This window comes from uncultured Sphaerotilus sp., assembly GCF_963924895.1.
Taxonomy (GTDB): Bacteria; Pseudomonadota; Gammaproteobacteria; order Burkholderiales; family Burkholderiaceae_C; genus Sphaerotilus.
In genome coordinates this window covers 179,880-188,840 of record NZ_CAWURG010000012.1, presented here as the reverse complement: position 1 = coordinate 188,840, position 8,961 = coordinate 179,880, and the positions used below count along the sequence as shown (strand labels likewise).

General features: G+C 68.4%; 13 protein-coding genes and 1 tRNA gene. All 14 read right to left on the bottom strand.

Features of this window, described 5'->3' with window-relative positions:
* Positions 1-18 precede the first annotated feature (18 nt).
* Positions 19-1,872: a DUF927 domain-containing protein gene (locus tag AABN02_RS05070; protein WP_338413827.1), complete on the bottom strand. Its 1,854-nt coding sequence runs from the start codon at positions 1,870-1,872 to the stop codon at positions 19-21.
* Entirely contained in the window at positions 1,865-2,851 is a 987-nt protein-coding gene (locus AABN02_RS05065) for a toprim domain-containing protein (protein WP_338413826.1), read from the bottom strand. Before AABN02_RS05065 ends, AABN02_RS05070 begins: the two co-directional genes overlap by 8 nt.
* Positions 2,848-3,420 carry a Bro-N domain-containing protein gene (locus tag AABN02_RS05060; RefSeq protein WP_338413825.1) on the bottom strand — a complete coding sequence of 191 codons (573 nt, stop codon included), beginning with the start codon at positions 3,418-3,420 and terminating at the stop codon, positions 2,848-2,850. Before AABN02_RS05060 ends, AABN02_RS05065 begins: the two co-directional genes overlap by 4 nt.
* Positions 3,417-3,821, bottom strand: coding sequence for a hypothetical protein (locus tag AABN02_RS05055; protein ID WP_338413824.1), 405 nt, complete (start codon positions 3,819-3,821; stop codon positions 3,417-3,419). The genes AABN02_RS05060 and AABN02_RS05055 overlap by 4 nt, the downstream gene beginning before the upstream one ends.
* A gap of 1 nt (position 3,822) precedes the next feature.
* Positions 3,823-4,134, bottom strand: coding sequence for a hypothetical protein (locus tag AABN02_RS05050; protein ID WP_338413823.1), 312 nt, complete (start codon positions 4,132-4,134; stop codon positions 3,823-3,825).
* A complete protein-coding gene (locus AABN02_RS05045) occupies positions 4,131-4,505 on the bottom strand; it encodes a hypothetical protein (RefSeq protein ID WP_338413822.1) in 375 nt (124 codons plus the stop codon). Before AABN02_RS05045 ends, AABN02_RS05050 begins: the two co-directional genes overlap by 4 nt.
* On the bottom strand, positions 4,502-4,678 hold the full coding sequence (locus tag AABN02_RS05040; RefSeq protein ID WP_338413821.1) for a hypothetical protein: 177 nt from the start codon (positions 4,676-4,678) through the stop codon (positions 4,502-4,504). Before AABN02_RS05040 ends, AABN02_RS05045 begins: the two co-directional genes overlap by 4 nt.
* 434 nt (positions 4,679-5,112) lie before the next feature.
* Entirely contained in the window at positions 5,113-5,496 is a 384-nt protein-coding gene (locus AABN02_RS05035) for a hypothetical protein (protein ID WP_338413820.1), read from the bottom strand.
* Between the two features lie 10 nt (positions 5,497-5,506).
* Positions 5,507-5,728, bottom strand: a complete 222-nt coding sequence (locus AABN02_RS05030) for a helix-turn-helix domain-containing protein (RefSeq protein WP_338413819.1) — start codon at positions 5,726-5,728, stop codon at positions 5,507-5,509.
* 172 nt (positions 5,729-5,900) lie between these two features.
* Positions 5,901-6,497, bottom strand: coding sequence for a hypothetical protein (locus AABN02_RS05025; protein WP_338413818.1), 597 nt, complete (start codon positions 6,495-6,497; stop codon positions 5,901-5,903).
* A 94-nt stretch (positions 6,498-6,591) separates the two neighbouring features.
* Positions 6,592-6,828, bottom strand: coding sequence for a hypothetical protein (locus AABN02_RS05020; RefSeq protein WP_338413817.1), 237 nt, complete (start codon positions 6,826-6,828; stop codon positions 6,592-6,594).
* Between the two features lie 11 nt (positions 6,829-6,839).
* Positions 6,840-8,126 carry an integrase arm-type DNA-binding domain-containing protein gene (locus AABN02_RS05015; RefSeq protein ID WP_338413816.1) on the bottom strand — a complete coding sequence of 429 codons (1,287 nt, stop codon included), beginning with the start codon at positions 8,124-8,126 and terminating at the stop codon, positions 6,840-6,842.
* Between the two features lie 175 nt (positions 8,127-8,301).
* Positions 8,302-8,377: transfer RNA gene (locus AABN02_RS05010), tRNA-Thr, on the bottom strand.
* Between the two features lie 40 nt (positions 8,378-8,417).
* Entirely contained in the window at positions 8,418-8,918 is a 501-nt protein-coding gene (locus AABN02_RS05005) for a ClpXP protease specificity-enhancing factor (protein ID WP_338413815.1), read from the bottom strand.
* Positions 8,919-8,961 lie beyond the last annotated feature (43 nt).

Below are 8,961 nucleotides of genomic sequence, written 5' to 3'. Positions count from 1 at the left end.
AAGGCGCTGAACTCGCTTTCATGCCTCGCTGCCCTCCCAGACCTTGCCGGTGAAGACGTAGACGCGGGCGGCCGGGATGCCCGGCAGGCGCGTTGATCGGCTCGCCTTGCCGTCCTTGCCGGGCTGGATGACACCAGCCTTCACCAGCACCTGCGCGGCAGCCTTGGCCTCGAAGCCTTGGCAGACCTCACGCTTGAACACCTCGGGCAACACGAGGAACTGACGGGCTCCGTCCTCGCCATCGCGCCAGAAGCCGGCCCGGTTCGGGATGCGCTGCTCTACCGTGGCGGCCACATCCTCAAAGCGGGATGCGCCATGCACCTCGAAGAACGCCCGCACCTGCCCGAGTAGGGCGCGGTCCTCGCGGCTGCTGTCGCCCCCGAAGCCATCCAGCCAGGCCGTGAAGCACTTGCCGACAGCCTCGAATGCCTCGCCACCCTTCCAGCCCGTCAGCTCGCCGGCCAGCTCGCCAGCAGCAGCCACCAGCCCGAAGCGACGCGCCACGCGCATCACCTGCCCGGGGGAGTCCGGCCGGGTGTGTTCGGCGACGAACTCGCGCACCAGCTCGCCGGCCCGTTCAGCCAGGCTGACACGATCCGCCACCACGCGGCGCAGCCACTCGACGCCGACGGCTCCATGGTGCTGCGCGGCGCCATCCTTCAGCGCCAGCGACAGCGCGGCGCCGGTCGGGTGGTCGTGCAGCGTCTCGAAGGCTCCCAGCCCGGCCCCTGCATCCGCCTCGATGTCTGCCAGGCGCACCTCTTGCCCAGCGTTGGACCGCTTGCCAGCCCGGCCCATCATGGCGGCAAGGGATTCCTCCCCAGCAGACAGGAACAGCAGGCGCCAGCGGGCAGGCTGTCGCGCCATGCCGGCCCGGCTTGCCCGGGTCTTGCCCTGCCCGTTCGCCAGCAGATAGGCGGCGTCTCCGGCGTCCTTGGGGTCCATCTGTGACAGCTCATCCAGGATCAGCACGCAGTCGCTGTGCACGGCGGCCAGCCCCTCCAGGCCGTTCGTGGTCGTGCGCCACAGCCGGGTGAAGCTCGCCGGGTTGCCCCAGACGGACGCGGCCAGCGCCAGCGCAGTCGACTTGCCGGAACTGCTCTTGCCTCGCAGGTGGAAGCCTCCCGAGTCCTCGCCGACTAGCGCAGCCAGGGCAGGCGCGAAGGCGCAGGCGATGGCGAACACCATTCGACTGTTGCCAGCTGCCAGCGTGGCCACACCGTCCCGCCGGTGCGCAGCGGTGCCGGCCTGGGCATAGGCGGGTTCCACGGCGGCGGACGACTGGAACACCACGGCTTCGGCCTCGGCTCCGATGGCCTCATCGGGCAGCACGTATACGGCACCATGCCAGCCCAGCCGCTCCACGCAGCGCGCCCGCTCGGTCACGGGCCACACCTGCATGTACGTGCTCAGCATGTCGCGGGCACGCTTCGACGGTGCCACCTCCAGACCCAGCCGCATCAGCTCGCGGCGCACCTCCAGGCCGTCGCCGGCCAGCAGCTCAGCGGGAACCGCCCAGCGGTGCGGGCGGCCATCAGGGTCGCGCCATTCCAGCAGGCGGCCCCAATCGGCCGACTTGGTGCCCCGAGTCTTGGCGATGATCTGCAGCGGCGCGCACACCCACAGCGGCGCCTTGGCGTTGCCCTCCTGATCGAAGCCGGTGAAGTACACGCCCGCCGACTCGCCGGCCTTCGGGTGTTCGATCAGCTCGAACGATCCGCCTTCGTGGCGGGACTGCGGCGGGCGGGCGTCAGGCTTGCGGCGGGTCTTGCCGCTGGCAGGCTCGGGCACATCCCGCACCTCCACGCCGTCACCTGCAGCGATGCCGGACAGTCGGTTCAGGTCGTCGGCGTTGTCGTGGTTCTCATGCATGGGCGGTGCCCTCCGCGGTCAGGGGTTCGGGGCACTCGTCACGGCTCGCCCATACGTCGCACCAGTCCATTCCAGGCTGTGACGGGATGGCGCGATGCACGCGCAGCCCGGCCGACAGGGCGCGTTCAGCCAGGCTGTCAGCAGCTTCCAGCCCGGCCGGGTCGTTGTCGCCACAGATGGCGATGTGCCGGGCCTCGGGTGGCCACTGCCACGCGGCCAGCGCCCCCGCAGAGTAGGCGGCCACCACGGGCAGCCGGCCGGCCAGGGACGCGGCCAGCGCGGTTTCCACGCCCTCCGCGACGCCGATCAGCCCGGCCTCGGTCGGCGTGGCCAGCCGGATGCAACCGCCCATGATCGGCCCGGATGCTGCTGACAGCTTCTTGGCGGGTGCGCCCTCGGGCAGGGTGGCCTTTCGGCCGGACGGATCCAGGTAGGTGCGATGCAGCGCCAGCAGCTCGCCGGCCGGGCTGGTGATGGCAGCCACCAGCGCAGGGAAGGTGCCGATGCGCTGGCCGTCGTGCCAGTAGTCCACGCCAGGGTGAAAGCGCAGCGCCTCCGGCAGCACCTCGGGCAGCGCACGCAGTCGGCGGCGCAGGTAGCGGCACGCCACGTCCTCGGGATCGAGAACCCGGCAGGCGGCCCACAGCCGGGCATTGCGCCGGGCGTTCTCTGCCCACTGCTGGCGCTGCTGCTCGGCACTGCGGGCGGATGCCTCGGCACGCTCGCGGGCACGCTGCAGCCGATCAGCCGGGCTCAGGTAGCCGCGCCGGCCAGCCTGCCAGGATGCGCTGATCTGCTGGCGCTTGCAGCCGTAGCAGCCCCCGTCGCCATCGGCGAACCACTTCAGCCAGCCGTCCCGGTTGCTCGGCTTGCCGTTGGTGGGGAAGCGGACGAACTCGCCGGCCTGCACGCGGTCGGCGTCTGGTGCGTGCCCCAGCTCGGCACGCACGGCGTTCAGGAAGTCGTGAAGGCCGTTCATGCTGCACCACCTTCCAGCGGAAGCGCCAGTTGCACCAGCTCGCGCAGCGCCTCGATGTGCTTCAACAGCCGCGGCTTCTCCTTGCGGCGCTGGTTCATGCCCTGCGAGTGAACACGGGCACGGGCGAACGACTGTGCTTCCGCCTGTTCGGCCTCGATCAGACGGGCGTGAAGGCCGGCAGGGGCGCGGGTGACGCCCTCCAGTACATCCAGCACCCAGCGGCGGAACGCTTCGGCCTTGGGCGTGCGGGCCAGCATCCCCAGCAGGTAGGCGCCACGCAGGGAGAAGATGCGGACCTTCTGCAGCCCCTTGGCCGTCTGCAGCTTCACCAGTGCCGTCATGTCGGCGGTGAACTCGTGAGCATGGCGGGCGAAGACGCGGCGCATCGAAGCCTCCGCGGAAGGGGTAACACTTCTGCTACCCCCTTGAGCACCTGGGGTGACAGAAGTGTCACCCCCTTCGGTGCCGCTGTAGAGCGCGGCCGTGATGTCGCGCATCGTCAGCCAAGTCTGGCCGTGGTGGTCGATCACCTTGAACTCGACCGTCTGGAACGTCAGGGGGCGGTTCATGCTGCAGCCCCTCCCGTCTGGTTCGCCAGTGCATAGGCGCGGCTCACCAGTGCTTCGGCCTCGGTCTGGTGGTCGATGAAGACGTTCACGGCAACCCGTGCCAGGTCGCCGACCAGCTCAAGCGGTTCGTCCATCATCGGATCGCGCCAGCCTTCGACAGCCGCGGCAATCCGCTCGTTGAACCCCTTGTCCCGGTTGGCGGCTTGCTCGATGCCGGACAGCACGCGGTGGCAGTTGGTCAGGTTCTCCAGGGCGCGCAGCAGCGGGGAAACGTCGTGCTTCAGGCGGCTGTGAAGGGTGTCCAGTTCGCCGGCCAGGTGGGCAACCGAGCGCAGAAGGTCGGCGGTGGGCAATGCAGCGGCTTGACCGGCAGCCTTGCCGGCGGTGTTCTTGGTGGCCATGTCAGGCTCCGGGGTGTTCGGTGGTGGTGTCGCTGGCGCTGGTCGCGGCAGTGATGGCGGCTTGCAGAGCGCGGAAGGCGATAGGGGCCAGCGGGTTGACCCGTGCAGCCTCCTGCAGCTCTTCCAGCGCCATCACGGCGCAGCGCAGCAGCTCGGGAGCGCCGGCAATCAGGTAGACGTTCGCGTCGTGCTGCTGACTGCCATCGGCGACCATGATGTTCACGAATGCCAGCGCGGCACCAGATGGAAGCGTCACACGGGAGCGTGCCGCGTCACAGCGCCACGGGCCGGGGGTGTGGGTGGTGGTGCTCATTGCAGACCCCCAGCCACGACACCCGCGGGGATGACCAGCAGCAGGAAACCGGGTTCCAGGTCTTCGGCCTCTTCCCTGCACAGGGCTTCGACGGTGGCCAGGTCGGCGGGCGGCTCTTCGGTGATGGCGGCACCAATGCCGGGGCGGCCATCGGCCAGGATCGCCACGACGGCAGCGCCCCAGCTTCCCAGCTCAAGCCCCGTCAGGCGAGCAAAGGGCAAGCCCTTTCGGCGCATGCTGGCCAGCACTTCGGCCAGGTCGTTGCGCTGCCTCCGGTTCATGCCTGCGCACTTGGCGATGTGCTTCACCAGAGCGGAATCGTTCTTGAAGGTCTGCACGATGGCGCGCAGGTACAGGACGGCGGCGTTCATCGCGCACCCCCGATCCGGTCAGCTGCGATCAGCTCGAAGGCCTTGGCGCGCAGTGCCTCGCGGCGGGTCGCCTTGCTGGCCAGGGTGTGCGCCAGGCGGCGCAGGTAGTGGGCGGGGACGTAGCGGGCAGATGCCGCAGCGGTGCCGGGCGTGCCGGCGTTCGGGGTCTTCATGGCTTCAGGCTCCTGAACGAGCTTCTGAGAACCACCCTCCACGCGGACTAGGCGCAGCGGGTGGGGCTGGGGATAGTCACACGAGTTCAGTCGTGCCGCCGGCCTTGCGGGTGGGCGCTCCCAGCCCCAAAACCTGACGGTGTTCGGGCATGGCAAACCCGCACTGACGTGGCGGGTGGACGCTGAACTGATGAAGGTGTGACTAGCACCTGTGCGCAGTTTGCCACCTTGGGGCGCCTCGTGGCAATACGTGGCCATCACTGCGCACCCTGAACCGACAGGCTCCGATGCTGCAACACCGTGCAACACCGGGTGTTGCGGCAGGTGTTGCACCCACAGAATGCCGGTTTCCCTGGGGAAGCGGCCCTTTGCAACACCTGCAACACCGGCAACACCGGAAAACGGGTGCTTCTTGAAAAACAAGGCGCGGAACATCACTGCACCCCCTGAATCGCGTTCGACCCCAGCACGCGGCGTGCCTTCGGGCGGTCGTCCTCGGTCAGGCGGTAAACGCCGATCTCGACCTTCTGGCCGTCCCGGTCCTTCGACCCCTTGCGGGTGCATGGGATGGCCAGGCCGAAACGCTGGCGGATGCGCAGCACCTCATCCGGCCCGTTCGATGCACCTGCAGCGCGGTCGATCTCTTCGCGTGTGCGGTCGCGCACCAGCAGCGCCAGCAGGATGCGCCGGGCACGAGGTGTGAGGATGGCGGGCAGTTGCTGGCGCTGGTCGCCTGCCGTAGCATCTGCACCGGTCTGCATGGGGGTCGTCGCGCTGGTAACGCGGCGGCCCTTTCCGTTTTCTGGGGTGGTCTGCATGGCCTGCCCCTTACTTCGCGGCGGCGGTGCTGGTCGATTCCAGCCAGCGGCGCACCGTGCCGGCAGACCAGCGAACGCACTTCGGGCCGTCGCGGTGGTCGGCGGGCGGGAACTTGCCGGCCTTCACCATGTCGCGTATCGACTGCTCGCCGCGGCCGATCAGGGCGGCCACGTCCCGGACGGACAGGCGCTGAAGGTCGGCGAGTTCGGGGGAGACACGGGCGGCCGTCATGCGAGCCGGGGCGGGCTTGCGAAGCGGGGCAATCGGGGTGATTTGGGGGTGTGTGGTGTTGTGCATGGGTCGGCAGTTTTCCGACCGAACGCACCGCCGAATAGCCGGGCAGGTTCGGAAAACTTGCCCACCCCATAGGCCGAAACCTACCCCCCGGGGGGGTGGGTAGGGGTCATCCAGGGGTCTTGCCAGGCCCTCCGCCAGTCTGCCAATTCGCCACCGTAGAGCACTCGGTCATTGCCTGATTCACGGGGTTTCCGTCCTCATCGGCTAGACCGAATCCGGCGGCACGCTCTCGCAACCATCGCTCAAGCGTCTGCTTTGCGCTCTTTCCGGGGGCGGCGTCTTCCACGGCCAGCCAGGCACTGACAGCGGCGGCCAGCTTCGGCGAGTACCTGGGGTTCTTGGGGTCCAGGTATCCGGGCGTTCCAGCCTCTTCGTTCTGAAAGAAGAACCCCGACGTGAACCCATGCGAGCGAAGCCAGGTCTTGAGGTCATCAACGCTCACAGACGATTCGCACCAGTTCATGGCCGGCTCGGTTCTGCAATCTGGCTCATCCCAGTACCTGAGCTTCGCCGGCAGACTTTCCGCCATGATGGCCCTGATCATGGCGCTCTTGACGGCCAGATACCCCTTGGGCTGCTCGTGCTCTTTCCAGCGGTCGCAGTTGGCGCCTTCCTCGCTGCTCGGGTCAACGCCGACGGTAAGCAAAGCGGCATGAACGATGCTCAGCTCATCGCACAGGCGCCAGTAGTCCAGTGATTCCATGCGTTCCCCAACGCAGCCCCACCGATGAAGTGCCGCGCCGACCAGGTGGGGCGCCTGGGGTTCGGGGATCAGCCTAGGCGCGGCGGGCCAGATGCTACCCGTACAGGGGCGCACCGGAAATCGTCACCTCTTCCAGGCACAGGTTCACGCAGCGTTCGGGCGCCTCGAAGTCCTCGGCACCGGCCACGCGGCGCACGTTGGTGGCGCACTGGTGGCAGTGGCGCACCTGCGGGTCATCGGTCGGCGCCATGTCGTCCCACTCCTGAAAGCACCTCAGCAGGCGCACGGGCCGGCCGAACACCTCGATCTCGACGGGTTCACGGTCTTGCATCTCTTCCCCCTTCACGCGGCCTTGAACGGGATCACCTGCGCACCATCGCGCAGGTGGCCCAAGTAGTCCGCCCATGTCTGCATCATCTGGCGGCGCTGGTCCATGAACTCCGCGCGGTCATAGGCCATGCCCAGCGGTCCGGCCTTGCCGTGCGCCAGCTGCGCCTCAATCACGTCAGGACCGATCCCCGGCAGGCGCTCCACGATCAGCGTGCGCGCCATCGCCCGGAAGCCATGCGCGGTCATCTCTTCGTTCGTGTACCCCATGCGGCGCAGCGCGGCCCTGATCGTGTTCTCGCTCATGCACTCGCCGCCACCCATGAGGGACGGGAACACGAACCGGCCGCGGCCCGTCAGCGGTCGCAGCTCTTCCAGGATGGCCAGGGCCTGCCCAGCCAGCGGCACGAGGTGCGGGCGGCCGTTGATCTTGCCGTGAACCGTGCGCTTCATCTTGGCGGCCGGGATCGTCCACAGGGCGGCCTCGGGGTCGATCTCGCTCCACTCCATCGCCCGCACGTTGCCCGGACGCTGGAACAGCAGCGCCGACAGCGCCAGCGCGGCACGGGTCACAGGGTGCCCGGCGTACTCGCCGATGTTGCGCAGCAGCGCGCCAACCTGCACCGGCTCCAGAACGGCGGCCATGTGGCGCACCTGGGCGGGCTTCAGGGCGCCGGCCAGGTCGGCGGCGGGGTTGCGCTCACAGTGCCCGGTCTGGATGCCGTAGCGGAACACCTGCCCGGCGTACTGCCGCAGGTCGTGCGCTGACACGCGGGTGCCTCGCGCTTCGACCAGGCGCAGCACTTCCAGCAGCTTCGGCGCGGTGATGTCCGCCAGCGGCAGCGCCCCCAGCCTGGGGAACAGGTCGCGGGCGCAGTAGGTCAACCACTTGCCGGCGTAGGACGCTGACCAGCCCTCAGCCTTGCCGGCGTGGAACTCTCGCGCCACATGCTCGAAGGTGCCCGGCAGCGGCTCGCCGGCGGCGGCCAGGGCTTCGGCGTGCTGCTGGCGCTGGTGTTCGGCCTTGCCAGCCTTGCGGGCCTCGCTCGGGTCGGTGCCGGCGGCCACCAGTGCGCGGGCCTCGTCTCGACGCTTGCGGGCATCGGCCAGCGACACCTCGGGGTATGTGCCCAGCCCGATCCGCTTTTCCTTGCCCTCGAAACGGTACTTCAGACGCCACCACCTGCCCCCGTTCGGCTGCAGTTCCAGGTAAAGCCCTCCGCCGTCGGACAGCTTGCGGGGCTTCTCGCCGGGCTTCGCCTTGCGGATGGCGGCGTCTGACAGGGTGTTCGTGGTGGCCATGTGGGGGCAGGTTTTCCGGTTGGCGGGGGCAGATTCTGGACCTGCCCCCATTGTTGCCCCCAGACGGGGGCAGGTTCAACCGTGGTTATCCGTGGCCATGCGGGCATGAAAAAAGCCCTAGAGCGTTGATTCTCTAGGGCTTTTCTTGTCTGTCGTGGCCTCTCGGGGCCTGATGTGGTGCCGACTATCCGAATCGAACGGATGACCTACTGTTTACAAGACAGTTGCTCTACCAACTGAGCTAAGTCGGCACGGGGTGCGGATTGTAATGAAAAATCCGCGGCGCCTGCCTTACTTGACGCGCTTGAGCGACGGGCGCCCACCGGCGGGCGGTGCCGATGGCGGCGGCTCATCGCTGTCCGGCTTGGCTGTCGTCGGCTCGCTGGCCAGACGCAGTCCCGAGGGGGCGGGCGCCGGGGCCAGTGTCGCCTCCTGGGAACTGGCACCCAGCGTCGACGGCTCTGTCGGCACCGGGAAGGCCATGCCCTGCCCGTTTTCACGGGCATAGATGGCGATCACGTGGTCGATCGGAACCGTGATGTCGCGCGGAATCCCGCCGAAGCGGGCCTTGAAGTCGATGAACTCGTTGCCCAGACGCAGACCACTGGTCGCGTCGAAGCTGACGTTCAGCACGATCTCGTTGTTCTTGACGAACTCCATCGGCACACGCACCGATTCGTCGACGTGCACGGCCAGCAGCGGCGTGAAGCCGTTGTCGGTGCACCAGTCGTGCAAGGCGCGCACGAGGTAGGGCCGCGTGGACGTGCCCTGGGAATCAGAATCGATGGACATGGCGGATGGCGGCGTGCGTGGACAGCGGATCGGCGGTCTGCGC

What these genes read in the sequence shown, in the direction of transcription:
- AABN02_RS05050 (WP_338413823.1), bottom strand. Translation starts at nt 4,134, where the DNA reads ATGAGCACCACCACCCACACCCCCGGCCCGTGGCGCTGTGACGCGGCA.
- AABN02_RS05055 (WP_338413824.1), bottom strand. Translation starts at nt 3,821, where the DNA reads ATGGCCACCAAGAACACCGCCGGCAAGGCTGCCGGTCAAGCCGCTGCA.
- AABN02_RS05065 (WP_338413826.1), bottom strand. Translation starts at nt 2,851, where the DNA reads ATGAACGGCCTTCACGACTTCCTGAACGCCGTGCGTGCCGAGCTGGGG.
- AABN02_RS05060 (WP_338413825.1), bottom strand. Translation starts at nt 3,420, where the DNA reads ATGAACCGCCCCCTGACGTTCCAGACGGTCGAGTTCAAGGTGATCGAC.
- AABN02_RS05045 (WP_338413822.1), bottom strand. Translation starts at nt 4,505, where the DNA reads ATGAACGCCGCCGTCCTGTACCTGCGCGCCATCGTGCAGACCTTCAAG.
- AABN02_RS05035 (WP_338413820.1), bottom strand. Translation starts at nt 5,496, where the DNA reads ATGCAGACCACCCCAGAAAACGGAAAGGGCCGCCGCGTTACCAGCGCG.
- AABN02_RS05015 (WP_338413816.1), bottom strand. Translation starts at nt 8,126, where the DNA reads ATGGCCACCACGAACACCCTGTCAGACGCCGCCATCCGCAAGGCGAAG.
- AABN02_RS05025 (WP_338413818.1), bottom strand. Translation starts at nt 6,497, where the DNA reads ATGGAATCACTGGACTACTGGCGCCTGTGCGATGAGCTGAGCATCGTT.
- AABN02_RS05020 (WP_338413817.1), bottom strand. Translation starts at nt 6,828, where the DNA reads ATGCAAGACCGTGAACCCGTCGAGATCGAGGTGTTCGGCCGGCCCGTG.
- AABN02_RS05030 (WP_338413819.1), bottom strand. Translation starts at nt 5,728, where the DNA reads ATGACGGCCGCCCGTGTCTCCCCCGAACTCGCCGACCTTCAGCGCCTG.
- AABN02_RS05070 (WP_338413827.1), bottom strand. Translation starts at nt 1,872, where the DNA reads ATGCATGAGAACCACGACAACGCCGACGACCTGAACCGACTGTCCGGC.
- AABN02_RS05005 (WP_338413815.1), bottom strand. Translation starts at nt 8,918, where the DNA reads ATGTCCATCGATTCTGATTCCCAGGGCACGTCCACGCGGCCCTACCTC.
- AABN02_RS05040 (WP_338413821.1), bottom strand. Translation starts at nt 4,678, where the DNA reads ATGAAGACCCCGAACGCCGGCACGCCCGGCACCGCTGCGGCATCTGCC.